At 66.6% G+C, this 22,681-nt stretch carries 26 protein-coding genes; 18 read left to right on the top strand and 8 right to left on the bottom strand.

All coding sequences use genetic code 11. The features are described 5' to 3' along the window. The first annotated feature begins 110 nt into the window (after window positions 1–110). Together C8C94_RS21825 and C8C94_RS21820 are read left to right on the top strand one after the other, a co-directional pair. Window positions 111–803, top strand: coding sequence for a glutathione S-transferase family protein (locus C8C94_RS21825; RefSeq protein ID WP_121422200.1), 693 nt, complete (start codon window positions 111–113; stop codon window positions 801–803). Window positions 804–811: 8 nt separating this feature from the next. After that, a complete protein-coding gene (locus C8C94_RS21820; RefSeq protein ID WP_121422199.1) occupies window positions 812–1,120 on the top strand; it encodes an NIPSNAP family protein in 309 nt (102 codons plus the stop codon). Between the two features lie 44 nt (window positions 1,121–1,164). Here C8C94_RS21820 and C8C94_RS21815 read toward each other — a convergent pair whose 3' ends face one another. Beyond that, the gene (locus C8C94_RS21815) at window positions 1,165–1,392 is read right to left on the bottom strand and encodes a hypothetical protein (protein ID WP_121422198.1); all 228 of its coding nucleotides are present in this window, start codon (window positions 1,390–1,392) and stop codon (window positions 1,165–1,167) included. A gap of 305 nt (window positions 1,393–1,697) precedes the next feature. Further along, window positions 1,698–2,153 carry a hypothetical protein gene (locus C8C94_RS21810; RefSeq protein ID WP_121422197.1) on the bottom strand — a complete coding sequence of 152 codons (456 nt, stop codon included), beginning with the start codon at window positions 2,151–2,153 and terminating at the stop codon, window positions 1,698–1,700. A gap of 45 nt (window positions 2,154–2,198) precedes the next feature. On the opposite strand from C8C94_RS21810, the gene C8C94_RS21805 reads away from it, so the two are divergent. Then, a complete protein-coding gene (locus C8C94_RS21805) occupies window positions 2,199–3,452 on the top strand; it encodes a multifunctional CCA addition/repair protein (RefSeq protein ID WP_121422196.1) in 1,254 nt (417 codons plus the stop codon). A gap of 129 nt (window positions 3,453–3,581) precedes the next feature. After that, window positions 3,582–4,040, top strand: coding sequence for a GNAT family N-acetyltransferase (locus tag C8C94_RS21800; protein ID WP_121422195.1), 459 nt, complete (start codon window positions 3,582–3,584; stop codon window positions 4,038–4,040). 35 nt (window positions 4,041–4,075) lie between these two features. Here C8C94_RS21800 and C8C94_RS21795 read toward each other — a convergent pair whose 3' ends face one another. Beyond that, on the bottom strand, window positions 4,076–4,717 hold the full coding sequence (locus C8C94_RS21795) for an NrsF family protein (protein ID WP_121422194.1): 642 nt from the start codon (window positions 4,715–4,717) through the stop codon (window positions 4,076–4,078). Then, complete coding sequence (locus C8C94_RS21790; RefSeq protein ID WP_121422193.1) at window positions 4,714–5,259, bottom strand: sigma-70 family RNA polymerase sigma factor; 546 nt, start codon at window positions 5,257–5,259, stop codon at window positions 4,714–4,716. The genes C8C94_RS21795 and C8C94_RS21790 overlap by 4 nt, the downstream gene beginning before the upstream one ends. A gap of 212 nt (window positions 5,260–5,471) precedes the next feature. On the opposite strand from C8C94_RS21790, the gene C8C94_RS21785 reads away from it, so the two are divergent. From C8C94_RS21785 to C8C94_RS21770, 4 genes are read left to right on the top strand one after another with little or no spacing between them, the layout of a single operon-like run. After that, window positions 5,472–5,765, top strand: a complete 294-nt coding sequence (locus tag C8C94_RS21785; protein ID WP_121422192.1) for a DUF2282 domain-containing protein — start codon at window positions 5,472–5,474, stop codon at window positions 5,763–5,765. Between the two features lie 2 nt (window positions 5,766–5,767). Next, on the top strand, window positions 5,768–6,616 hold the full coding sequence (locus C8C94_RS21780) for a DUF692 domain-containing protein (protein ID WP_121422191.1): 849 nt from the start codon (window positions 5,768–5,770) through the stop codon (window positions 6,614–6,616). Further along, entirely contained in the window at window positions 6,607–7,389 is a 783-nt protein-coding gene (locus C8C94_RS21775) for a DNA-binding domain-containing protein (protein ID WP_121422190.1), read from the top strand. The genes C8C94_RS21780 and C8C94_RS21775 overlap by 10 nt, the downstream gene beginning before the upstream one ends. Next, window positions 7,389–7,862 carry a DoxX family protein gene (locus C8C94_RS21770; protein WP_055396428.1) on the top strand — a complete coding sequence of 158 codons (474 nt, stop codon included), beginning with the start codon at window positions 7,389–7,391 and terminating at the stop codon, window positions 7,860–7,862. The genes C8C94_RS21775 and C8C94_RS21770 overlap by 1 nt, the downstream gene beginning before the upstream one ends. 14 nt (window positions 7,863–7,876) lie before the next feature. On the opposite strand, the gene trxC is transcribed toward C8C94_RS21770, so the two are convergent. Further along, a complete protein-coding gene (trxC, locus tag C8C94_RS21765) occupies window positions 7,877–8,314 on the bottom strand; it encodes a thioredoxin TrxC (protein WP_121422189.1) in 438 nt (145 codons plus the stop codon). Window positions 8,315–8,546: 232 nt separating this feature from the next. Here trxC and otsB point away from each other — a divergent pair, with 232 nt between their 5' ends. The 3 genes from otsB to otsA are packed head-to-tail and all read left to right on the top strand — an operon-like array spanning window position 8,547 to window position 12,511. Next, the gene (gene otsB / locus C8C94_RS21760; RefSeq protein ID WP_121422188.1) at window positions 8,547–9,284 is read left to right on the top strand and encodes a trehalose-phosphatase; all 738 of its coding nucleotides are present in this window, start codon (window positions 8,547–8,549) and stop codon (window positions 9,282–9,284) included. Further along, window positions 9,281–11,086 carry a glycoside hydrolase family 15 protein gene (locus tag C8C94_RS21755; protein ID WP_121422187.1) on the top strand — a complete coding sequence of 602 codons (1,806 nt, stop codon included), beginning with the start codon at window positions 9,281–9,283 and terminating at the stop codon, window positions 11,084–11,086. Before otsB ends, C8C94_RS21755 begins: the two co-directional genes overlap by 4 nt. 48 nt (window positions 11,087–11,134) lie before the next feature. Next, on the top strand, window positions 11,135–12,511 hold the full coding sequence (gene otsA, locus C8C94_RS21750; protein ID WP_121422186.1) for an alpha,alpha-trehalose-phosphate synthase (UDP-forming): 1,377 nt from the start codon (window positions 11,135–11,137) through the stop codon (window positions 12,509–12,511). An 18-nt stretch (window positions 12,512–12,529) separates the two neighbouring features. Here the strand turns inward: otsA and C8C94_RS21745 are convergent, their stop codons facing one another. Both C8C94_RS21745 and hisN read right to left on the bottom strand, forming a co-directional pair. Continuing rightward, window positions 12,530–12,724 (bottom strand): DUF2905 domain-containing protein, encoded by a 195-nt coding sequence (locus tag C8C94_RS21745; protein ID WP_121422185.1) that lies wholly within the window; start codon window positions 12,722–12,724, stop codon window positions 12,530–12,532. Between the two features lie 32 nt (window positions 12,725–12,756). Continuing rightward, entirely contained in the window at window positions 12,757–13,563 is an 807-nt protein-coding gene (gene hisN / locus C8C94_RS21740) for a histidinol-phosphatase (RefSeq protein WP_121422184.1), read from the bottom strand. Window positions 13,564–13,780: 217 nt separating this feature from the next. Here hisN and C8C94_RS21735 point away from each other — a divergent pair, with 217 nt between their 5' ends. From C8C94_RS21735 to eutC, 6 genes are read left to right on the top strand one after another with little or no spacing between them, the layout of a single operon-like run. Then, window positions 13,781–14,806: an ABC transporter substrate-binding protein gene (locus tag C8C94_RS21735; RefSeq protein WP_121422183.1), complete on the top strand. Its 1,026-nt coding sequence runs from the start codon at window positions 13,781–13,783 to the stop codon at window positions 14,804–14,806. Window positions 14,807–14,858: 52 nt separating this feature from the next. Then, entirely contained in the window at window positions 14,859–15,866 is a 1,008-nt protein-coding gene (locus C8C94_RS21730; protein WP_121422182.1) for an ABC transporter ATP-binding protein, read from the top strand. Further along, window positions 15,863–17,530 carry an ABC transporter permease subunit gene (locus tag C8C94_RS21725; protein WP_121422181.1) on the top strand — a complete coding sequence of 556 codons (1,668 nt, stop codon included), beginning with the start codon at window positions 15,863–15,865 and terminating at the stop codon, window positions 17,528–17,530. Before C8C94_RS21730 ends, C8C94_RS21725 begins: the two co-directional genes overlap by 4 nt. 10 nt (window positions 17,531–17,540) lie before the next feature. Beyond that, entirely contained in the window at window positions 17,541–18,317 is a 777-nt protein-coding gene (locus C8C94_RS21720) for a DeoR/GlpR family DNA-binding transcription regulator (protein WP_121422180.1), read from the top strand. A gap of 26 nt (window positions 18,318–18,343) precedes the next feature. Beyond that, window positions 18,344–19,753 carry an ethanolamine ammonia-lyase subunit EutB gene (locus tag C8C94_RS21715; protein WP_121422179.1) on the top strand — a complete coding sequence of 470 codons (1,410 nt, stop codon included), beginning with the start codon at window positions 18,344–18,346 and terminating at the stop codon, window positions 19,751–19,753. After that, window positions 19,750–20,607: an ethanolamine ammonia-lyase subunit EutC gene (gene eutC / locus C8C94_RS21710; RefSeq protein ID WP_121423027.1), complete on the top strand. Its 858-nt coding sequence runs from the start codon at window positions 19,750–19,752 to the stop codon at window positions 20,605–20,607. Before C8C94_RS21715 ends, eutC begins: the two co-directional genes overlap by 4 nt. A gap of 154 nt (window positions 20,608–20,761) precedes the next feature. Here the strand turns inward: eutC and C8C94_RS21705 are convergent, their stop codons facing one another. Then, a complete protein-coding gene (locus C8C94_RS21705) occupies window positions 20,762–21,880 on the bottom strand; it encodes a class I SAM-dependent methyltransferase (RefSeq protein ID WP_121422178.1) in 1,119 nt (372 codons plus the stop codon). A 15-nt stretch (window positions 21,881–21,895) separates the two neighbouring features. Between C8C94_RS21705 and C8C94_RS21700 the strand changes: the two genes are divergently transcribed. After that, window positions 21,896–22,681: an SDR family oxidoreductase gene (locus C8C94_RS21700; protein ID WP_121422177.1), complete on the top strand. Its 786-nt coding sequence runs from the start codon at window positions 21,896–21,898 to the stop codon at window positions 22,679–22,681.

Below are 22,681 nucleotides of genomic sequence, written 5' to 3'. Positions count from 1 at the left end.
CTCGGGGCCCGGTGATGCGCGCTGCGCATCATTCAGACCTTTTTTGGCATCGCTGGCGCATCGCGCAGCCGCTAGCATGGCGGGCTGACCTTCATTTTTCAGGTGTCCCCATGTTCAAGCTCTACATCGGCAACAAGAACTACTCCTCCTGGTCCATGCGCCCCTGGGTGCTGCTCAAGCAGGCGGGCATTGCGTTTGAAGAAGTGCGCGTGCGCTTCGACAGCTTTGACGCCGATTCGGAGTTCAAGCGTGTGATGAGCCCCGTGAGCCCCACGGGCAAGGTGCCTGCACTGGTCGATGGCGATCTGGTCGTGTGGGACACCCTGGCGATTGCCGAATACGTGGCCGAAACCCACCCCGACAAGAAGCTCTGGCCCGCGGACGCCAAGGCCCGTGCGCGCGCACGCAGCGTCTGCGCCGAGATGCACAGCGGCTTCACCGCCCTGCGCGGCAACTGCCCCATGAACATTGAGGCGAATCTGGCCGATGCCGGCGCGCTGATCTGGCGCGACAAAGCCGGCGTGCGCACCGACGTCCAGCGCCTGGTGGAGATGTGGAGTGCACTGCTGCAGGAGCACGGCGGCCCTATGCTGTTTGGCGAGTTCACCGTGGCCGACGCCTACTTTGCCCCCGTGTGCATGCGCCTGCACTCTTATGCCCTGCCCGTACCCACCCCCATCAAGGCCTATGTAGACCGCGTGCGCGCACTGCCCGGCGTGAAAGCCTGGATCGACGAAGCCCTGGCCGAGAAGGACTTTCTGGACTTCGAAGAGCCGTACCGCCTGCGCCACACCGAGGGCTGAGCATCGCCATGGCTGTCACCATCTACCTGCGCTACGTGCTCAACACCAGCAAGCTCAAGGAGTTCGAGCACTATGGCAGGCTGTGGATTCCACTGGTCGAGAAATTCGGTGGCCAGCACCACGGCTACTTCATGCCCAGCGAGGGCGCCAACAACATCGCGCTGGCGCTGTTCACGTTTGAGAGCCTCGCGGCCTACGAGGTGTACCGCCAGCAGTCGATGCAGGACGCGGAGTGCCAGGCAGCGTTCCGCTACGCCGAGGAGACGGGGTGCATCGTGAGTTATGAGCGGAGTTTTTTCAGGCCGGTGTTCAACTAAGACTTCAGGTCGGGTCAGTAGGAAGCCCAGCGCGAGGACTCTGTCTATTCGCGCACGATCAGCTTGCCTTCATCGTCATATTCGTTAGCCCAGCCAATGTGAATCGCCATCTGGCCCAATCCCACCAGCGCGACAATGGCTGCGATCGCGAATAGAAATGCGCGGCCATCGTAGACAGCTTCGTATGGATAGAGGATCCGCTCCTTGTCGGCGATCTGGAACACGCGCGCACCATCGTGCCAAACAGTGAGTTGCGCTTGACGCGCCTCCATCCTGACCAATTGTTCGATAGGGCACCTGCCCGACTTTCCCCTCTTGCAGGAAACCTCCGAGCCCGAGGCAGTCTGAAAGACGGCCTCCTGAACCACTGGCCCCGGGTGCTTCACCCTAACTGTCGCGCTCTCTGCCGTAAGCAAATGGAGGAGCGTACGGCCAAAGAGCGGCTCCCATCAGCAAAGCCGACAAGGCAAAGGTGAAAACCGTCACACGTTTTTTCATAGCTCGCACTCCTTTCATTGCACGTCCATCACCTCACAGACAGAACGCTGATCAGTTCGTCCAGACCTCCAACAACGAGCTATCGGAACTGCTTGCGCAAGAACGCCTTGTGCCGCGCAATGTGCGCCAACTGCGCCGGGGCAATGGTGCCGCCCAGGTCTTCCTCCTCCGCGTTCAGCACTTGGTTGGCATAGGCCAGCGCACGCGCTACCACCTCTTCGTCGCTCACACCCTGCTGCGCAGCCAGATCCAGCGCCACGCGCTTCATGGCGCGCTGTGACAGCATCCACATGGCGCCGAAGGCGTCCCACGCGGCCATCGCTTCCTTGAACTTGTCGCGGTCAGCCAGGATTTCATTGAGCGGCTTGGCCAAGATCTCTTGCAGGTCCTCCACCTTGGCTTTCAAGGCTTCGAGCTGCGCCTCGCGCTGCAGGGCTTCGGCGGCGGCGTTGGCCGCTGCGTCGGGCGCCGTGGGCACGGGCACGCTGCCGTCGGGGTTGAGCTGGGCAATGGTGAGTTCGGACGATAGGGACATGGTGGGCTGGAATATACGGCCGAGTGCTCGTCCTAAACTACACCGATGCAAATCTACATGGTGGGCGGCGCGGTCCGCGACAAGCTGCTGGGCCGGCCGGTGAATGACCACGACTGGGTGGTGGTGGGTGCCACGCCCGAGCAGATGCTGGAGCTGGGCTACCTGCCAGTGGGCCGAGACTTCCCGGTGTTTTTGCACCCCGAGACACGCGAGGAATACGCGCTGGCCCGCACCGAGCGCAAGAGCGGGCGCGGCTACCGGGGCTTTGTGGTGGAAAGCTCGCCCGACGTGACGCTGGAAGAAGACCTTTCCCGCCGCGACCTCACTATCAATGCAATAGCTACAAGCGCTTATGAGACAAGCGCTGGAGGCATTTTTGACCCATATTCTGGCGCCAGAGACATCGAGGCGCGGGTGCTGCGCCATGTGACCGACGCCTTCCGCGAAGACCCGGTGCGCATTCTGCGCGTGGCGCGGTTTGCAGCGCGGTTCACCGACTTCACGGTGGCGCCCGAGACGATGCAGCTGATGCGCGAGATGGTGGCGCATGGCGAGGTGGACCACCTGGTGGCCGAGCGCGTGTGGCAGGAGCTGGCGCGGGGCCTGATGGAAGAAAAGCCTTCGCGAATGTTCGAGGTGCTGCGCGAGTGCGGCGCGCTGCAGGTGCTGTTGCCCGAAGTGGCGCGCCTGTGGGGCGTGCCCCAGCGGGCCGAGTACCACCCCGAGGTAGACACGGGCGTGCACCTGATGATGGTGCTGGACATGGCGGCCCGGTTACAGGCGCCGCTGACCGTGCGCTTTGCCTGCATGGCGCACGATCTTGGCAAGGGCACCACGGCCGCTGATGTGCTGCCGCGCCACATCGGGCATGAAGAGCGCAGTGCAGCGCTGCTGAAAGACGTGGCCGAGCGCCTGCGCGTGCCCGTGGACTGCCGCGAGACAGCCGATGTGGTGGCGCGCGAGCACGGCAACATCCACCGCAGCGGCGACCTCTCGGCCGCCGCGCTGGTGCGCCTGCTGGAGCGCTGCGACGCCATCCGCAAGCCCGAGCGGTTCGCCGACATCCTGTTGGCCTGCGAATGCGATGCGCGCGGACGGCTGGGGTTTGAAGAATCCGCCTACCCGCAGCGCCAGCGGCTGGCGGCTGTGCTGGCGGCCGTCCAATCGGTCGTCACGCGCGACATTGCAGCGCAGGCAGCTGCCAAGGGCGTGGCTGGGCCGCAGGTGGGTGCGTTGATCCACCAGGCGCGGGTGGAAGCGGTGGCGCAGTGGCTGCAGCCCCGCAGCGACGTTGCCTGACCCTGCACACCACCGCCCAAGACGCGGACAGCCCCTCCTACAATCCGCGTCCGCCTGTATTCCATCCGGGGTACAGCCTTGCAAGAACCTGGTGCAGTTTCGCGCCCGCACAGCCATCCCAACGTCTCCATGACCACTGTTCACATCCGCCTTGCCACCCCAGCCGACGCTGACACCGTCGCGCCGCTGTTTGATGCCTACCGGCAGTTCTACGAGCAGGCGCCAGACCTGGCCGGAGCGAAGGCCTTCATCGCTGAGCGGTTAGAGCGTGAAGAGTCGGTGATCCTGCTGGCGCTGGATGCGACGCAAACGGCGGTAGGCTTTTGCCAGCTCTACCCCACGTTCTGCTCGGTGGAGGCCGCCCCTATCTACACGCTGTACGACCTGTTCGTGGCCCCCGCCGCCCGCAAGACAGGCGCAGGGCGCAGCTTGCTGATGGCAGCAGAAGCCACGGCCCGCACCCATGGAAAGGTGCGCATGGACCTGACCACAGCACACACCAACACCACCGCGCAGTCCCTCTACGAATCGCTGGGCTGGACGCTGGACACGGTTTTCCGCGCCTACAACAAACGCGTCAGCGCCTGAACCACCAGGGCGCTTGGCACACTTGCCGCGCCTCCTCACCAGCGCAGCAGGCGCGGCCCCAGCACCGCCCCCAGCGCAGTCGGGATGGCCATGCCCGCCACATACCAGACAGCCAGGAAGGGCGTGGCCATTTCGGGGCAATGCAGGGCGTACACCAAGGCGCCCAGCGCACCCGCCAGCAAACCAGCGCCCGCACCCGTCCACACCAGGCGCGTGGGGGCAGCGCCCTTGAGGGCCCAAAAGCCTGCAACAAATGCCGGCACCGACAGCGCCGCGATATTGAACGGGCAGGTGCGCCAGGTGCTGCCCAGGATGAGCGGCATGCGCTCTGCGGCGGACACCTGCGACAACGCCCACAAGGCCATGGCCCACAGCACCAGCGGCGGTACGGCCAGCCACAGGGCTGCGTGGCCCAGCGCCATGCCAGGGCGGGCCATGCGGCGCAGCAGCGCCAGCCCGGCAGCAGCGAGCGCGGCGGCAAACACCAGCTTGCCCCAGAACATGGGCAGCGCCATGGTGGCCAGCAGATCTGGGCGCAGACCGAACAGGGACAGCATCAGCACCCCGGCGCCGGCAATGCCCGCCAGTGCGGCCACCACAAAGCGCTGCTCTATCGCGTTGCGCTGCACCGGCCGGTCATCGGTGGCCAGCAAGTGGATCAATTCATCGGTTTTCATGCCATTCCCCTGATCTTGGCGGCCAGGGCCTTGAGCCCCCGGTGCACGCCGACTTTGACAGCCGACTCCGACAGCCCCGTGAGGCGCGCCGTCTCGACCACCGACAAACCTTCCAATTTCACATACTCAATCGGCAGCCGTTGCTTGTCGGGCAGCGTGCGCAGCAACTGCCCCAGGTCCCGCCGGGCTTCGGCGGCCTCACTGTCGCTGCTGGCAAACAACTCGTCGGCATCGTCCAGCGGGTCGTTGCGCCCCTCTTTGACGGCATGCGAGCGCAACCAGTCGATGAGCTTGTAGCGCGCAATCGCGTGCACCCAGGCCGTCACCGGCATCTCGGGCCGGTAGGTGTGGCGCTGGTTGTGCACCGCCAGCAGCGTCTCCTGCACCAGGTCTTCCACCTCATCGGGCCGCTGAACGAGGCGGCGGCGCAAAAAGGCGCGCAGGTGGGCGCTCAGCTCTTTCAAAAAGCGCTGGTAGGCGGCTGCGTCGGCATCCAGCCCCTGCATCAACAAGCCGCGCAGGCGTTCTTCCACACTCTCCATGGTGTCTCCCTGCAAGAAATTCGTATGCCGGAGCCATTGGGTTACAGGCATCGCAAAAAATGTTTCGCCATGCCGCTCCGAAATTTTCTGTACAGCGCTGTAACCCGCAAGTTGCGCTGCGCGAATTACAACGCAGATCGGGCAGTTCAACGCGGCCTCTCGCTGCACCCCGATCGGATTCAACCCTGACCCAACCCTCGGAGAACCGTACCATGACCACTCGCACCCTCAGCCTCGGCGCCCTTGCCCTTGTAGCCCTGACCTCTGGCGCCGCCATGGCCCAAACCACCTCCGCCCCCATGGACGGCGCCAAACCCGCCATGGAGAAGTGCTACGGCGTCTCGATGGCTGGCAAGAACGACTGCGCCGCCGGCCCCGGCACCACCTGTGCGGGCTCCGCCAAGGTGGACTACCAGGGCAACGCTTGGAAGTTTGTGCCCGCAGGCACCTGCACCACGATCAAGACGCCCAAGGGCATGGGCATGCTGACGCCCATGAAGGGCTGATCATGGCATCCCCTCTCACCGCTGGCCTGGGCCTCAAGCCCCAGCACTATGACGAGGCGCTGCGCTGCACCGCCACGGGTCTGTGGTGGGAGGTGCACCCCGAAAACTATCTGGCCGAGGGTGGCCCCCGCCTGGCCTGGCTGGAGGCCATCCGCGCGCGCCACCCCGTGGCGCTGCACGGCGTATCGCTGTCGCTTGCTGCCGACACTCCGCCCGACGCGGCACACCTGGCGCGACTGGCAGCCCTTGCAAGGCGGGTGGAGCCAGTCATCATCTCGGAGCACTTGGCATGGTCCAAGTGGCGCGGGCAGTACCTGCCCGACCTGCTGCCGTTTCCGCGCACGCAGGCCGCCTTGCACCGCATCGTAGACAACATCGCCCGAACGCAGGATGCGCTGCAGCGCCCCATCGCCATCGAGAACCCCACGCACTACCTGCACATCGACGGCCACGACTGGCTTGAGACCGAATTTCTGACCGAGCTGGTGCAGCGGACTGGCTGCGCCCTGCTGCTGGACGTGAACAACGTGTACGTCAGTGCCAACAACCTGGGCTTTGACGCGCAGACCTACCTCAACGCCTTTCCCCTGCACGCCGTGGCCGAAATCCACCTGGCGGGCCACCATGCCGACCCGGTGCATGGCGATGCCCTGCTGATCGACAGCCACGACGCGTCCATCGCCCCGGTGGTGTGGGCGCTGTACGAGCAGGTGATCGCGCGCACAGGTCCCGTGCCCACCCTCATCGAACGCGACGACAATCTGCCCGCCTTCAGCGAACTGCTGGCCGAGCGCGACAAGGCCCACAACGCGCTCACAGCGGCGCAGCCCGAGGAGGCAGCATGCAGCTGAGCGCATTCCAGGACGGCTTCTCTGCCGCGTTGCTCGGCCATGCCGAGCACGCACCGTGGCTGTCTGCGCTGGAATCCCAGCCCGGCTTTGCCGTGTACCGCAACACCGTGCTCAAGGGCTGCATTGATGCCCTGCAGGCCAGCTACCCCACGGTGTGCCAGCTGGTGGGCGAAGAATGGTTTCGCGCCGCCGCTGCGGTGTATGCCCGCACGCAGCCGCCGGCTGACGGACTGCTGATGGACTACGGCGCGGAGTTCGCTGACTTTCTGGCCGGTTTTGCACCAGCGGCCGAGCTGCCTTACCTGCCGGCCGTGGCACGCCTGGACCGCTGCTGGACCGAATGCCATCTGGCGGCAGACGCCACCGCAGTGGACCGCAACTGGCTGGCACAGCAGGCGCCCGATCCATTGCCCCTGGTGCAACTGCGCCCCCACCCCGCCGCACGCTGGGCCTGGTGCGACGAGCATCCCGCCTACGCGTTGTGGCAGAGCCACCGCGAAGGTCTGCTCCCCACAGAGCCGCTGGACTGGACCGGCGATGGGGCCTTGCTCACCCGGCCCCACGCACCCGTGACGTGGCGCCCACTGTCGCGCGCCGGAGTGGCCTTTTTGGACGCCTGCGCCCAAGGCCAGACGCTGGAGGCCGCCGCCACTTCAGCCCTTGCGGCCGAGCCCACCGCAGACTTTGCGGCCCTGATGGGCACCTTGCTGGACGCAGGCGCATTGATACCCACCGACTCACACCAATTCACCCCGAGGCCAAGGAGCCCCTGATGACCACCAGCACACATTTCCCCACTGCACCCGCCAAAGGCCAGCGCAAGCTATTGACGCGCCTGGCCGATGCAGCCACCTCGCTCACCCCGCACAGCCTGCTGGCGATGGTCAACCGCGTGGCAATTGCAGGCATCTTCTGGCTTTCAGCGCGCACCAAAGTCGAGGGGTGGTTCACCATCTCCGACAGCGCCTATGCGCTGTTCCGCGACGAGTACAAGCTGCCCCTGCTGCCACCCGAGCTGGCGGCGCAGATGGCCACCGTGGCAGAGCATCTGTTCCCTGTTCTTCTGGTGCTGGGCCTGCTCACGCGCCTGTCGGCCCTGGCCTTGCTGGGCATGACGCTGGTCATCCAGGTGTTCGTGTACCCCGATGCCTGGCCCACGCACCTGTCATGGGCGGGGCTGATGCTGTACCTGGTGGGGCGCGGCGCAGGCAACGTGTCACTGGACCGGGCACTCGGAATTCGTTGAGGCGCCTGTCTTTTTTAAACTGCCGCTGTTCGCACCCAGCGCACGATGTCCGCAGCCCCCAGCGCGCCCGAAACGCGCGCCACCTCGCGCCCCTGCTGAAACAAAATCATGGTCGGAATGCTGCGGATGGCATAACGCGCCGCGATGGCCTGGTGGTCTTCGGTGTTGAGCTTGGCCAGGCGCACACCTGGCTCCAGCTCGCGGGCGGCCTGCGCAAAGGCCGGGGCCATCTGGCGGCAAGGCCCGCACCAGGGCGCCCAGAAGTCCACCAGCACGGGGATGTGGCTGCGCACCACATGCTTGTCAAAACTGGTGGCATCCAGCTCCAGCGGCGCCCCCGCGAAAAGGCGCTGATGGCACTTTCCGCAATCGGGCGCGTTGCCCAGGTCGGCGCGCTGCACGCGGTTGGTGGTGTGGCAATGCGGGCAGACGATGTGCAGGGCTTCGGTCATGGTGCGGCAATCGGTGTGAGCAAAAAGCGGGCCTCTTAGAACCTGCTCAAGATCTTTTCGGAGATCGCAACAGGTTCTTACACATGGCGGCACAAGCCGGGCGTTTCAAGAGCGGGCTTGGCAGTCCTGGGGTCTTGATGTTGCACCCCGTCGCACACCTTGCGCGCGTTTACCAGCGCTGAAACACCCTTTCACCCGGGTCAGCTTCACCGCGTCTGATAAGGTTTCGCCCATGCAGCTGCTCCCCCTACTGACAACTGCCCATGCGCTTTTTCTGGACTTTGACGGCACGCTCACCGAGCTGGCGCCGCGCCCCGAGGCGGTGCGCATCGCTTCCGGGCTGGTCCCCACGCTGTCATCGCTGTACACCCATCTGGACGGCGCGCTGGCCATCGTGACCGGGCGGCCTGAGGCCGACATCGACGGATTTCTGGCCCCGCTGCACCTGCCGCTGGCCAGCGAGCATGGTGCCCAATACCGACTGACCGACACATCCCACCCTGCCGTTCTGCCGCCAGACCTGGAGAACGTTCTGCGGGCTGCGTACGACCTTGCGGCGCACTATCCGGGGTTGCTGGTAGAACCCAAGCGCGCGAGCGTGGCCCTGCACTACCGCCAGGCCCCCCACCTGGAAGGGTTGTGCCACGACACCCTCGTGCGCGCCATGCAGCAGGTGGAGGGTGTGGAACTGCTGCGCGGTAAATGTGTCTTTGAAGTGAAGCCCCGGGGCGTCCACAAAGGCCAGGCCATTCTCGATTTCATGACACAGGCCCCCTTTGCCGGGCGTACCCCAGTCTTTGTGGGAGATGACGTCACCGATGAGGCTGGCTTTGCCGCCGTTCAGGCACTAGGCGGCTGGGGCATCAAGGTGGGCGAAGGGCCGACCATGGCACACCACCGCTGCATGACATCCGCCGCCTTGCGCGGCTGGCTTTCTTCTGCACGCACGACCTTGGAGCGCGAACAATGAACACGGCAGCCAACGATCCCCAAGCGGGCTCACTCAACCTTGGGATGATCGGCAACTGCGCCATCAGCGCACTGATCGACAACCACGCCCGCATGGTGTGGTGCTGCCTGCCCCGTTTTGATGGCGACCCGGTGTTCAACGCCCTGCTGCAGCCCGGCGACGAAGGCAGCCACTTCGCGATCGAACTGGAAGACCTGGCATCGGCCCACCAGTGGTACGAGCCGAACACCGCCATCCTGCGCACGCAGCTGTTTGACAAGGCGGGCCACGGCATCGAGATCACCGACTTTGCGCCGCGCTTTTACAGCCGCTCGCGCTACTTTCGCCCCATGACGCTGGTGCGCCGGGTGCGCCCCATCCAGGGTGCGCCGCGCATCCGTGTGGCGCTCAAGGTGCGCTACGACTGGGGCCAGACTACCCCCGAGATCACACGCGGCAGCAACCACATCCGCTACGTGGGCGAGAGCATGACGCTGCGCCTGTCCACCGATGCGCCGGTGTCGCATGTGCTGTCGGGCCAGGCATTTGTGCTCACACGCGAACACAACTTTCTGCTGGGGGCGGACGAGACGCTGGTGGAGGGCATTGCCGACACCGCGCGCCTGTTTGAGCAGGAGACCACCACCTACTGGCGCAGCTGGACCCGCGCTCTGGCCGTGCCGCTGGAGTGGCAGGAGGCCGTGATCCGCGCGGCCATCACGCTCAAGCTTTCGCTGTACGAAGACACCGGCGCCATCGTGGCCGCCATGACCACCAGCATCCCTGAATCCGCCCACAGCGGCCGCAACTGGGACTACCGCTACTGCTGGCTGCGCGATGCGTTCTTCGTGGTGCGCGCGCTCAACAGCATCTCCGAAGTGGGCACCATGGAGGACTACCTGCGCTGGCTCAGCAACGTGGTGGTGGAAGGCGGCGATGGCCACATCCAGCCGCTTTACGGTATTGGCCTGGAGCAAGAACTGCCCGAGAGCCTTGTGCCGCAGCTGGCGGGCTACCGGGGCATGGGTCCGGTGCGCGTGGGCAACCAGGCGGCCGAGCATTTTCAGCACGATGTGTACGGCAACATCGTGCTGGGCGCAGCCCAGGCGTTCCACGACCACCGCCTGCTGCACCGTGCGGGCCTGGCCGAGTTCACGCGGCTGGAACAGGTGGGCGAGAACGCGGTGCGCGTGTATGGCCAGCCCGACGCCGGCATGTGGGAGCTGCGCACGCGCGCCCGGGTGCACACCTCGTCCGCGCTGATGAGCTGGGCAGCCTGCGACCGGCTGGCCAAGATCGCCGCCACCCTGCAGCTGACCGACCGTACCAGCCACTGGCAGCAGCATGCCGACCGGATGCGCGCCGAGATCCTCGACAAATCCTGGTGCGAAGCGCGCCAGGCGTTCGCCGAGAGTTTTGGCGGCCATGAACTCGATGCGAGCGTGCTGCTGATGGCCGAGGTGGGCCTGATCGACCCCAAGGACCCACGCTTTGTGAGCACCGTGGAGGCCATGGAAAAGAGCCTGTGCGATGGCCCCTACATGCGCCGCTACGAGGCGGCCGACGACTTCGGCAAGCCCGAGACGGCCTTCAACATCTGCACCTTCTGGCGCATCGACGCGCTGGCGCGCATTGGCCGCAAGGCCGAGGCCCGCGCCATCTTCGAGACCATGCTGGCCGCCCGCAATCCGCTGGGCCTGCTGTCCGAAGACACGCACCCCGAGACCCAGGAAATGTGGGGCAACTTTCCGCAGACCTACTCCATGGTGGGCGTCATCAACGCCGCCGTGCGCCTGTCGGCCCCCTGGGACAGCGTGATTTGAGGCACTGTCCGACAGCGGCCCGGGGCGATCCACAACGATGATGAACCCATGAGCCGTCTTGTTGTCATCTCCAACCGCCTTGCAGACCCCCGAAAACCCGCCGCCGGCGGCCTGGCCGTCGCCCTGGGCGAAGCCCTGAACCAGACCGGGGGCCTCTGGTTCGGCTGGAGCGGCACTGTGGTCGAAGGCGGCACACCCGGCGAGGGCGAACTGCACACCCGGCAGGCAGGTGCCGTCACCCTGGCCACCGTGGACCTGTGCCGCGAAGACCACGACAGCTACTACCATGGCTACAGCAACAGCGTGCTGTGGCCGGTGTTCCATTACCGCCTGGACCTGGCCGACTTCAACGCCAGCTACATCGCGGGCTACCGCCGCGTGAACCAGATGTTTGCGCGCAAGCTGCTGCCGCTGCTGCGCGACGACGACGTGATCTGGGTGCACGACTACCACCTGATCCCGCTGGCGGCCGAGCTGCGGGCCATGGGCTGCAAGCAGCGCATCGGGTTCTTTCTGCACATTCCCATGCCGCCGCCGCTCATCATGGCGGCCATCCCGCAGCATGAGTGGCTGATGCGCTCGCTGTTTGCCTACGACCTGGTGGGTCTGCAGAGCGAGGCCGACGTGTCGCATTTCACGCGCTATGTGCGCAACGAAGGCAGCGCGGAAGAGGTGGACGAAAAGCGCGTGCGCGCCTTTGGAGCCACCGTGGTGGTGCAGTCCTTTCCCATCGGCATCGACGTGGACGAATTCACACGCCTCACGCACGCGCCCGACGCGGTGGAAACCTACGAGAACATGCGCGACGAGTATTCACGCAGGCGCTTGCTGCTGGGCATTGACCGGCTCGACTACTCCAAGGGCATTCCGCAACGTGTGCGGGCCTTTCGCGAACTGCTGGACCGCTACCCGGAAAACCGCGACAGCGCCACGCTCATCATGATCGCCTCGCCCACGCGCGACGACGTCAACGCCTATGCCGACCTGCGCCAGGAGCTGGAAGGTCTGTGTGGCTCTGTCAACGGCGACTATGGCGAACTGGACTGGATGCCCGTGCGCTACATCCACCGCATGGTGGCCCGCAAGCGGGTTCCGGGCCTGTGCCGCGCCGCCGCCGTGGGGCTGGTCACGCCACTGCGCGACGGCATGAACCTGGTGGCCAAGGAGTACGTGGTGGCGCAAGACCCGGACGACCCGGGCGTGCTGGTGTTGTCACGCTTTGCCGGTGCGGCCGAGCAGCTGAAAGAAGCGCTGCTGGTGAACCCCTACGACACCCAGGGCATGGCCGACAGCATCCAGCAGGCATTGCAGATGCCGCTGGTGGAGCGGCAGGCGCGCCATCAAAAGCTGATGGCCCGTATACGCCAGCACGACGTGCACTGGTGGCGCAAGGCGTTTCTGGACGCATTGCAGGCGGCGGGGTAGCCGCCCAGCTGCGGCCCGTTACAACAGCTTGGTGATCAGGCTGACCACGAAGCTCAGCAGCAGCGTGGACGCCAGCGGCACATCCCAGTCGCGCCCCAGCCAGCGAAACCGGAAGTCCCCCGGCAGGCGCCCAAAGCCCAGGCGGCGCAGCAGCGGCGACAGCCAGCTGATGAACATCAGGGCCAGGAGAATGACGAGGAGCCAGCGGAACATGGTGCGCCGAGTGTAGGCGCCACCGCATTCGGCTACGCCGTGGCCCGGTCGACCCGGTCAGCCAGCAGGGCCAGCGCCTGGGCATGCAGCTGCGGCGTGGCAGCCGCCACCACCCGCCCATCCGATGCCACCGTGAGCGCGCGGCCCTGCCAGTCGGTAATGCACCCGCCCGCGCCCTCCACCAGGCAGACCAGCGAGAGGTAGTCGTACGGCTGCAGCCCCGCCTCCACCACCAGGTCCACATGCCCGCCCGCCAGTTGGGCATAGGCATAGCAGTCGCCGCCAAACCGCCGCAGCGCGCACTGGCGGCTCAGCGCATCAAAACACTGCCAGTCGGCCGCACCAAAGGCATCCGGCGATGTGGTGTAGATGCGGGCCTGCGCCAGTTGTTCACACCCGCTGGCCCGCACAGGCTGGCCATTGCACTGCGTCAGCTGGCCTGCCAGCCCCGTCCAGCACTCACCCAGCACCGGCAGATCCATGAGCCCCAGCACGGGCTGGCCCTGGTGCAGCAGTGCCACCAGCGTGCCCCACAGCGGCGATCCGGTGATGAAACTCTTGGTGCCGTCGATGGGGTCGATCACCCACACGTACTCGGCGTCCAGCCGCTCGCGGCCATGCTCCTCGCCCAGGATGCCGTGCGTGGGCGCCTGCGCCTGCAGCACCGCGCGCATCGCGGCCTCGGCCTCGCGGTCGGCGATGGTGACCGGGCTCTCGTCCGATTTGGTCAGCACATCCAGCGGGGTGCGGAAGTACCGCAGCGAGTGCACACGGGCCGCATCGACCAGGGCGTGCGCCAGGGCCAGGAAGGGGGAAACGGGGGTTGGCAAAGTGTTCATGGGAAGGGTCAAGGGAAGAGGTCCGGGCAGTGGTTGGGCAATGAAAAAGGGCCTTCCGCTCGGCATGAACGGGTTGGCATATTTAGTGCTTGTGTATTTTCGTGCAAAAACAATAATTTGCACAAGTGCAATAAAACGCACAAATTTGGTGAACAAATCCCCTGGCCTGCGGTGACCCCGCACTGTTTTTTGGCAACGCACCGTTCTGGAGAAATTCATGCGCACACGCTCCTCCCTCTTTGCCGCCCTGCGCCTGCTGCCCGTGCTGGGCGCGTTGGCCTGCGGGCTGACCACCGCCCAGGCGGGCACCGTCACGGCCTACACCGCGCTCGAAGAAGACGAGATCAAGGAATATCTGGCGGCGGCCAAGAGAGACCTGCCCGATGTGGATGTCAAAGTGCTGCGCCTGTCCACGGGCGACCTGGGCGCGCGCATCCTGGCCGAAGCCGCCAACCCGCAGCACGACGTGATCTGGGGCTGGGCGCTGACCAATACGCTGGACCCGCGCATCACCGCCCTGCTGGAGCCCTACAGCCCCAAGGGCAGCGACAAGTTGGCTGCCAAGGACAAGGCCGCCGATGGCAAATGGTTCACCACCACCGGCTACATGGCCGCGTTCTGTGTGAACACCGAGGTGCTCAAGGCCAAGAAGCTGCCCATGCCCACGTCGTGGAAGGACCTCACCAACCCCGTCTACAAGGGCGAGGTCGTCATGCCCAACCCGGTGTCCTCGGGCACAGGCTACCTGCAGATCGCCGCGCTGATCCAGTCGCGCGGCACTGACGAGGGCTGGAAGCTCATCAAGGCCATGGACGGCAACGTGGCGCAGTACATCAAGTCGGGCTCGCGCCCCTGCAAGGCCGCGCGGGCGGGTGAGTTTGCGATTGGCACCTCGCTGGCGTTTGCGGCCATGCAGTCGGTGGACGAGGGCTACCCGGTCAAGATGGTGATCCCCACCGACGGCGCGGGCTATGAGCTGGAAGCCTCGGGCCTGATGGCCAGCTCCAAGAACAAGGCCGACGCCAAGCGCTTTCTGGACTGGACGCTGTCGCCCGGCGCGGCGCAGCTCTACACCAAGTACAAGGAAATCGTCACCGTGCCCGGCGTGCCGCAATCCAAGGCGGCCGCAGCGGCAGGCCTGCCCGCCGACCTCTCCAAGGTGCTCTACCCCATGGACTTTGCCAAGTCCGCCAAGGAACGCGACGCGATCCTGAGCGCCTGGCAAAAGACCATCGGCCGCTGAACCGCTGTACCGAACCGCTGCACTGAACCGCACTCCCCGAGGACCACACACCATGTCCCTGCAGATCACCGACCTGCACAAGAGCTTTGACGGCCAGGTCGCGCTCGAACGCATCCACCTCGCGGTGGGCGCCTCGGAGTTCGTGTGCCTGCTCGGCCCCAGCGGATGCGGCAAGACCACGCTGCTGCGCATCATCGCGGGGCTGCTGCCTGCCGATGGCGGCCGCATCACGCTGGGCGGCCGCGACCTGGCCACGCTGCCGGCGCGCGACCGGGGCTTTGGCATCGTGTTCCAGTCGTACTCGCTGTTCCCGCACATGACGGTGGCGCAGAACGTGGGCTACGGCCTGGCCATCCGCCGCACGCCGGCCGATGTGGTGCAGGCGCGCACGGCCGAGCTGCTGGACATGGTGAAGCTGGCCGACTTTGGCACGCGCTACCCGGCGCAACTGTCGGGCGGCCAGCAGCAGCGCGTGGCCATTGCGCGGGCACTGGCGGTGAACCCCTCTCTGCTGCTGCTCGACGAGCCCCTGTCGGCCCTGGACGCCCGCGTGCGCGCCGACCTGCGCCATGAGCTGCGCGAGGTGCAGTGCCGCCTGGGCATTCCCACCATCATGGTCACGCACGACCAGGAAGAAGCCCTGGCCATGGCCGACCGCATCGTCTGCATGCAGGGCGGTCGCATTGCACAGGCGGGCTCGCCGCGCGAGCTGTACCTGGCGCCGCGCACCCGCTTCGTGGCCAACTTCATGGGGCACAGCAACCTGCTGCCGCCCGCCCAGGCACGGCTGCTGCAGCCCGCGTTGGGCGATGCCCCCGAAGGCATGGCGCCCGAATCCGCCCTGCTGTGCATCCGCCCCGAACGCCTGCAGCTGCAGGCCAGCGCGCAGGGCGCGGGCCGCGTCATCAGCACCACCTTCCTCGGCAGCATCCAGCGGGTGCTGCTGCGCTGGAACGACCTGGACCTGCTGGCCGAATCCAGCAGCGCCAGCACCTGGGAGGCTGGCCAGAACGTGGACATCTCGGTGAGCGCGAAGGACTGCGCCTGGGTGCACGCATGAACACCACCGCAGCCCTCCACCTGCCGCCCATGCATGCCAGCGAGCGCTGGCTGCTGCGCGCCTGCCTGCTTCTGCCGCTGGCCGCGCTGGTGCTTTTCTTTGGCGTGCCCATGCTGGCCATTGCCTGGCGCAGCCTGGTGCAGGACACGGGTGGCATCGGCTGGGGCAACTACGCCGCGCTGCTCGACACCCCCGGCGTGTGGCGTGCCCTGGCCAACAGCCTGCTGCTGGGCGCGGTGACCACGGCCGTCACGCTGGTGCTGGCCTTTGTGGTGGCGTTTGGCCTGGAGCGCACCTGCATGCCGGGCCGCCGCTTTGTGGCCGGTGCGCTGGCGCTGCCCATGCTGGCGCCCTCGCTGGTGCTGGGGCTAGGCCTCATCTTTTTGCTGGGGCGCAACGGCATCGTGGGCAAGATGCTAGGCGTGCGGCCCGAAATCTATGGTTTTTGGGGCCTGCTGATTGCGGACGTGCTCTATGCTCTGCCGCAGGCCGTGCTCATCGTGCGCACCGCGCTGCGCCAGGGCGATGCCCGGCATTACGACGCCGCCGAGGTGCTGGGCGCCACGCCGTGGCGACAGTTTTGCGACATCACGCTGCCGCAGGCCCGCTACGGCCTGCTGAGCGCGGGGTTTGTGGTGTTCACCATCACCATCACTGACTTTGGCAACGCCGTGGTCATTGGCGGCAATTTTGCCGTGCTGGCCACCGAGATCTACAACCAGGTCAGCGGGCAGATGAAATTTGGCATGGGCGCGGTGGTGGGCATGCTGCTGCTGGCGCCCGCCGCGTTATCGGTGTTCATCGAACGCATGGCCGCACAGCGTGCCGGGGCAGGTGCCGAATCGGCCCTGCCGCCCACACCCGCACGCAGCCCGGGGCGCGACACCGCGTTTTTCATCGCCTGCATGGGCATTGCGGGCAGCATCGTGGCCCTCGTGCTCACGGTGGTGGTGGCCAGCTTCATTCGGCTGTGGCCCTACCGGCTGGACCTCACACTCAAGCACTACGACATCACCATTGCAGGGGGCTATGCGCCGCTGTGGACCTCCGTCTGGGTGTCGGCCCTGGCCGCCAGCGTGGGCACAGCGATGCTGTTTGTGCTGTGCTTTGGCATACGCCGCCTGCCGGGGCGGCTGGCGCAGGCGGCCACAGCGCTATCGGCCTTGCCGGTGGGCGTGCCCGGGCTGGTGCTGGGGCTGGCCTATGTGTTCACCTTCAACACCGCCACCTGGCCCTGGGGCATGCTGTATGGCACGGCCATTTTGCTGGCGCTGTGCAACTACTACCACTACCACACGCAGGGCTTTATGACCATGATGACCGGCATGCGCAACGTGCCCACCACGCTGGAAGACGCCACCACCGTGCTGGGCGGCAGCACCGCCCGCGTGCTGCGCGATGTGTACCTGCCCGCGCTGCTGCCTACGCTGCTGGCGGTGCTGGCGTTTCTGTTCATGCGGTCCATGGTCACGCTGTCGGCGGTGATCTTCCTCATCACGCCCTCGCTGCCCATGGGGGCGGTGACGGTGATGCGGCTGGATGAAGCAGGGCTGACCTCGCAGGCCGCAGCGTTCTCTACCTGCATCATGGCGGTGGTGGGGTCGCTGGCGTTGCTGCTGCACTTTGGCACGCAGCGCCGAAAACCTGGTTCCAAGCCCGCCTAACATCGCCACCATGCTGCAAGAAGAACGTTTCCTCCGCATCCGCACCCTGCTGTCCACGCTCTCGCGGGTGAGCACGGAGCGCATTGCGCAAGACCTGGACGTGTCCCGCGAAACCGTGCGCCGCGACATCCTCGCGTTGGAGTCGCAGGGCATTCTGCGGCGCGTGCACGGGGGCGTGGTGGCCCAGGGGCCAGAGCCCGAACCCCCGCTGGCCGTGCGCCAGGCGGTGCGTGCGCGCGAAAAGCGCGCCATCGCCCGCGCCGCCCTGCAGCTGCTGCAGCCGGGGCAAACGCTGTTCATTGACGCGGGCAGCACCACAACCCTGCTGGCCGAAGCGTTGTCCAGCCTGTCGGGCCTGACCATCATTACCAACGGGCTGAACGTGGCGCTCAAGCTCGCTGCGGCCGACGCCGGGCGCAACACGCGCAACGACGTGATCCTGCTCGGCGGCCGCACCGCCCCCGCCGTGCAGGCCACGCACGGCGACACCACCGTGGCCGAAATCCACCGCTACCGCGCCGATGTGGCCCTGCTCTCGCCCGTGGGCATCAGCGTGCACAGCGGCGCCACCAGCTTTGAACACCACGAGGCCGCCGTGGCCCGCGCCATGGCCGCGCAGTCCAAAGAGCTGATCCTGCTGGCCGACCACAGCAAGGTGGGGCAAGCCAGCCGCGTGACCTATGCCAGCCTGTCCGACGTGGGCACGCTGGTCACCGACGCGGGTGCCCGGTCCTTGCCTGCCTTCTCGGCACTGCAGGCAGCGGGCTGTCACATCGTAGTGGCCTGAGACATCCACAGGGGGCAGAGCACACCATGGCCTACCAGCACACGATTGGGGGCGAGCGCTGGCAGTTCAGCGACCTGCGCGAGGTGATGGCCAAGGCCACGCCGCTGCGCTCGGGCGATGCCCTGGCGGGCGTGGCAGCCACATCGGCTGTGGAGCGCATGGCCGCGCGCCTGTGCCTGGCCGACATCCCCCTGACGCGCTTTCTGAGCGAGGCGCTCATCCCCTACGAAAGCGACGAGGTCACGCGCCTCATCCTCGACACCCACAACGCCGCCGCGTTCGCGCCCATCGCGCACCTCACCGTGGGCGACTTCCGCAACTGGCTGCTGGCGCACGAGACCGACAGCGCCCTGCTCGCCACCGTGGCACCCGGAATCACGCCCGAGATGGCAGCGGCCGTGAGCAAGCTCATGCGCAACCAGGACTTGATCGCCGTGGCGCGCAAGTGCCGCGTGGTCACGCGGTTTCGCAACACCATCGGCCTGCCGGGCCACCTGGCCGTGCGGCTGCAGCCCAACCACCCTACGGACGACCTGCGCGGCATTGCGGCGTCGATGATCGACGGCCTGCTGTATGGCGCGGGCGACGCGGTGATTGGCGTGAACCCCGCCACCGACAGCATCGCAGCGCTCACCGGGCTGGTGCACATGCTGGGCGATGTGATCGAGCGGCTGCAGATCCCTACGCAGTCGTGTGTGCTCACGCATGTGACCAACACCATCCAGATGGTGGAGCAAGGCGCGCCGGTGGACCTGGTCTTCCAGTCGATTGCGGGCACAGAGGCGGCCAACGCGAGCTTTGGCATTTCGCTGGCGCTGCTCCAAGAAGCGCGCGAGGCTGCACTGTCCCTGCGGCGCGGAAAAAACTTTGGCGATGGAGTGGGCGACAACGTGATGTACTTTGAAACCGGCCAGGGCAGTGCCCTGTCGGCCAACGCGCACCACGGCGTGGACCAGCAGACCTGCGAAGCACGGGCGTACGGCGTGGCCCGCGCGTTTGCGCCACTGCTGACCAACACGGTGGTCGGCTTCATCGGGCCCGAGTATTTGTACGACGGCAAACAGATCATCCGCGCGGGCCTGGAAGACCACTTCTGCGGCAAGCTGCTGGGCGTGCCGCTGGGCTGTGATGTCTGCTACACCAACCACGCCGAGGCCGACTCGGACGACATGGACACGCTGATGACGCTGCTGGGCACGGCGGGCCTGACTTTCATCATGGGCGTGCCGGGGGCGGACGACATCATGCTCAACTACCAGAGTACTTCGTTCCACGACGCGCTGTATCTGCGCGAGGTGCTGGGCCTGCAGTGCGCACCCGAGTTTGGCGCCTGGCTGCAGCGCATGCACATCACCGATGCAGGCGGACGCCTGCTGCCTGCCCACGATCAACACCCGGCGCTGGCACAGATGCGGCAATGGAGGCTGGGCGCATGACACACGAACCAGCGCCACACGGCATCCCTCCCGACCCCTGGGACGACCTCCGCGCCCACACCCAGGCGCGCCTGGCCCTGGGGCGTGCGGGCGCAGCCCTGCCCACGGCCGAGCTGCTGCGTTTTGGCCTGACCCATGCGCAGGCGCGCGATGCCGTGCACATCCCGCTGGACGCCGAAGCGCTGGCCACCCAGCTGCAGGCCCAGGGCTGCGCAACGCTCCCCGTGCACAGCGCCGCCCCCGACCGCGCTACGTACCTGCTGCGCCCCGACCTGGGCCGGCGCCTGTGCGACGCCGATGCACAAGCGCTGCGCGCACTGGGCGATCAGCACGGCGGCGGCCGTCCCGTGGACCTGCTGCTGGTCGTGGCCGACGGCCTCTCGTCCCTGGCTGTGGCGCGGCAGGCGCCACCGCTCATCGACGCGATTCGCCAACAGGCTCCCGCCGGCTGGCAGCTGGGCCCCGTGGTGATTGCCCAGCAGGCCCGCGTGGCGCTGGGTGACGAGGTGGGCGCACTGCTGGGCGCGCGCCTGGTGGCGGTGCTGATCGGCGAGCGGCCGGGCCTGAGTTCGCCCGACAGCCTGGGCATCTACCTCACCTGGCACCCGCAAGTGGGGCGCAACGATGCGCAGCGCAACTGCATCTCCAACGTGCGGCCCGAGGGTCTGCCCCCCGCCGCCGCCGCCGCGCGCCTGTGGTGGCTGTGTCAGGAGGCGCGGCAGCTGGGGCTGACGGGTGTGGGGCTGAAAGACCGCAGCGATGCGGTGACGCTGGCGGCGCGGGCTGGGGACTCGACCGCAACGCAGCCCCGCATTGAAAGCAAAGCCAGCACTCCTCCCGGCCACTCACCGTGATTTCCCAGCGACCTCAGCCAGCGCGCTGAAACCCCCTCCCCCTCGCGGGGGAGGGCTGGGGAGAGGGGGAAATGAGCAGCAGTGCCCTGACCGAAGCCCCCCTCTCCCCAACCCGCTCCCACAAGGGGAGAGGGAGCAAAACCGCCATCGCCGCCTACAACCGGTGCGACCGGTCCCCGTGCGCAAACCCCACGGGTTCCCAGGGCTCGCCTGCCCCCACGGCCAGCACCTTGAACAGCTCGCCCATCTCGTGTTCCATGATCAATTTGGCCGCTGTCGCCCGCTGGACTTGCGGTTGTTGCTCCATTTTGGGGAGCAACCCACAGTTGATGAGGAAATGCGCCTGCGTGGTGTAGCCCAGCACGTTCAGGCCCGCCTCCTGCGCGGCCAGCGCCATGGCGGTGAAGTTGACGTGGGCGGTGATGTCCTTGAGCCCCACCGCCACCAGCGGGTCGCCATCGGCCAGGTGGCCCTGGTGGCACATCACGGTGCCCATGTGGCGCTGGGGGTGGTAGTACTCGTCTTCGCCAAATCCATAGTCCAGCAAGAAGGCTGCACCGCGCGTGAGCCGGTCGGCCAGCATGCGCATGAAGCCTTCGCCCTGGGCGTGGATCTCGGTCAGGTAATCCTGCGGGCCTTCGATGTCGATGGGCGGGCGCAGGTCGGTGGGGCGGTCGGCCCAGGCAAAACTGCCGTCCTGAGCTACCGCCACTCCGCGCTCATGCCACACACCGCCCTGCTGGCCGCCGTGGCGCGCCAGCAGTTGCACGGGCATGGCGTCCAGTACCTCGTTGCCCACCACCACGCCGCTGAACTTTTCGGGCAGTGCATCCACCCAGCGCAACTTGTGGGCGTGGGCTACCAGCTTGGCCTGCTGGCGCGCGCGCAGGCTGCCCGACAGATCGACGATGGTGTAGCGCTGCACCTGATCGCCCAACACATCCAGCAACTGCAGCGCCAGCGCGCCCGAGCCCGCGCCGAACTCCCAGACCTCGTCGGTGCCGGTTTGGGCAAGCGCCTCGCCCACCTGCACGGCCAGCGTCTGGCCGAACAGTGGGGTCATCTCGGGCGCGGTCACAAAGTCGCTGCCGGACTCGGGCATGGCGCCGAATTTGGTGGAATCGTTGGCGTAGTAGCCCAGGCCGGGCGTGTACAAGGCCAAGGCCATGAAGCGGTCAAAACCCAGCCATCCGCCCTCGGCGGCAATGGCCTGGGTGATGTGCTGGTGCAGGGCGGTCGTTAAACTGTCGGGTCTTTGGGTCACGGCCCGCATTGTCTCCCAGCCCACATGCCTACTCCCTCCCACCCACGCACCGTTCTGGTCACAGGCGCCGCCAAGCGACTGGGCCGCAGCATTGCGCTGGCCCTGGCGGCGGGTGGCTGGCAGGTGGCGGTGCACTACCGGTCGTCCGAGCAGGACGCTATCGATACGGTAGCTGCTTGCGCACAACTGACAAGCGCTAGCGCCCATTTTGATGCTGATTTTGAGGATGAGGCCGCCGTGCGCGGCTTGTTGCCCCGCGTGATGGCGCACTTTGGCCGTGTCGATGCGGTGGTCAACAGCGCCTCGTTGTTCGAGCATGACAATGCCGCCACCTTTGGTTTTGCCGCGCTCGAAAAGCACCTGCGCAGCAACACCGCCGCCCCCGTGCTGCTGGCCCAGGCGCTGCACCAGCACGTGGCCGACCGCGCGGCCCAGGGCGAGGCCGACGCGCAGGGCGCCGTGGTCAACCTGCTGGACCAGAAGCTCTGGAACCAGAACCCCGATTTTGTGAGCTACACGCTCTCCAAGGCTGCACTCGAAGCTGCGGGCACCATGCTGGCCATCGCCCTGGCGCCGCGCGTGCGCGTGGTGGGCGTGGCGCCGGGCCTCACGCTGACCAGCCACATGCTCAGCGACGAAAAGTTTGCCCAGTTGCACTCCCTCAGCCCCCTGGGCCGCTCGTCCACCGCCGAGGACGTGGCGAGTGCGGTGAAGTTTGCGCTGGAGAACCGGTCGATGACCGGCACCACGCTGCTGGTCGACGGTGGCCAGCATCTGATGAAGTTTGACCGCGATTTCTCTTTGATGTGA

The sequence above is a fragment of the Acidovorax sp. 94 genome (assembly GCF_003634645.1).
Classification (GTDB): Bacteria; Pseudomonadota; Gammaproteobacteria; order Burkholderiales; family Burkholderiaceae_C; genus Acidovorax; species Acidovorax facilis.
The sequence above is the reverse complement of the archived record's forward strand: the minus strand, read 5'-3'. Positions and strand labels throughout refer to the sequence as shown.

Excerpts from the sequence above, each read along its gene's own strand:
- C8C94_RS21825 (WP_121422200.1), top strand. The coding sequence starts at position 111 with ATGTTCAAGCTCTACATCGGCAACAAGAACTACTCCTCCTGGTCCATG.
- C8C94_RS21820 (WP_121422199.1), top strand. The coding sequence starts at position 812 with ATGGCTGTCACCATCTACCTGCGCTACGTGCTCAACACCAGCAAGCTC.
- C8C94_RS21815 (WP_121422198.1), bottom strand. The coding sequence starts at position 1,392 with ATGGAGGCGCGTCAAGCGCAACTCACTGTTTGGCACGATGGTGCGCGC.
- C8C94_RS21810 (WP_121422197.1), bottom strand. The coding sequence starts at position 2,153 with ATGTCCCTATCGTCCGAACTCACCATTGCCCAGCTCAACCCCGACGGC.
- C8C94_RS21805 (WP_121422196.1), top strand. The coding sequence starts at position 2,199 with ATGCAAATCTACATGGTGGGCGGCGCGGTCCGCGACAAGCTGCTGGGC.
- C8C94_RS21800 (WP_121422195.1), top strand. The coding sequence starts at position 3,582 with ATGACCACTGTTCACATCCGCCTTGCCACCCCAGCCGACGCTGACACC.
- C8C94_RS21795 (WP_121422194.1), bottom strand. The coding sequence starts at position 4,717 with ATGAAAACCGATGAATTGATCCACTTGCTGGCCACCGATGACCGGCCG.
- C8C94_RS21790 (WP_121422193.1), bottom strand. The coding sequence starts at position 5,259 with ATGGAGAGTGTGGAAGAACGCCTGCGCGGCTTGTTGATGCAGGGGCTG.
- C8C94_RS21785 (WP_121422192.1), top strand. The coding sequence starts at position 5,472 with ATGACCACTCGCACCCTCAGCCTCGGCGCCCTTGCCCTTGTAGCCCTG.
- C8C94_RS21780 (WP_121422191.1), top strand. The coding sequence starts at position 5,768 with ATGGCATCCCCTCTCACCGCTGGCCTGGGCCTCAAGCCCCAGCACTAT.
- C8C94_RS21775 (WP_121422190.1), top strand. The coding sequence starts at position 6,607 with ATGCAGCTGAGCGCATTCCAGGACGGCTTCTCTGCCGCGTTGCTCGGC.
- C8C94_RS21770 (WP_055396428.1), top strand. The coding sequence starts at position 7,389 with ATGACCACCAGCACACATTTCCCCACTGCACCCGCCAAAGGCCAGCGC.
- trxC (WP_121422189.1), bottom strand. The coding sequence starts at position 8,314 with ATGACCGAAGCCCTGCACATCGTCTGCCCGCATTGCCACACCACCAAC.
- otsB (WP_121422188.1), top strand. The coding sequence starts at position 8,547 with ATGCAGCTGCTCCCCCTACTGACAACTGCCCATGCGCTTTTTCTGGAC.
- C8C94_RS21755 (WP_121422187.1), top strand. The coding sequence starts at position 9,281 with ATGAACACGGCAGCCAACGATCCCCAAGCGGGCTCACTCAACCTTGGG.
- otsA (WP_121422186.1), top strand. The coding sequence starts at position 11,135 with ATGAGCCGTCTTGTTGTCATCTCCAACCGCCTTGCAGACCCCCGAAAA.
- C8C94_RS21745 (WP_121422185.1), bottom strand. The coding sequence starts at position 12,724 with ATGTTCCGCTGGCTCCTCGTCATTCTCCTGGCCCTGATGTTCATCAGC.
- hisN (WP_121422184.1), bottom strand. The coding sequence starts at position 13,563 with ATGAACACTTTGCCAACCCCCGTTTCCCCCTTCCTGGCCCTGGCGCAC.
- C8C94_RS21735 (WP_121422183.1), top strand. The coding sequence starts at position 13,781 with ATGCGCACACGCTCCTCCCTCTTTGCCGCCCTGCGCCTGCTGCCCGTG.
- C8C94_RS21730 (WP_121422182.1), top strand. The coding sequence starts at position 14,859 with ATGTCCCTGCAGATCACCGACCTGCACAAGAGCTTTGACGGCCAGGTC.
- C8C94_RS21725 (WP_121422181.1), top strand. The coding sequence starts at position 15,863 with ATGAACACCACCGCAGCCCTCCACCTGCCGCCCATGCATGCCAGCGAG.
- C8C94_RS21720 (WP_121422180.1), top strand. The coding sequence starts at position 17,541 with ATGCTGCAAGAAGAACGTTTCCTCCGCATCCGCACCCTGCTGTCCACG.
- C8C94_RS21715 (WP_121422179.1), top strand. The coding sequence starts at position 18,344 with ATGGCCTACCAGCACACGATTGGGGGCGAGCGCTGGCAGTTCAGCGAC.
- eutC (WP_121423027.1), top strand. The coding sequence starts at position 19,750 with ATGACACACGAACCAGCGCCACACGGCATCCCTCCCGACCCCTGGGAC.
- C8C94_RS21705 (WP_121422178.1), bottom strand. The coding sequence starts at position 21,880 with ATGCGGGCCGTGACCCAAAGACCCGACAGTTTAACGACCGCCCTGCAC.
- C8C94_RS21700 (WP_121422177.1), top strand. The coding sequence starts at position 21,896 with ATGCCTACTCCCTCCCACCCACGCACCGTTCTGGTCACAGGCGCCGCC.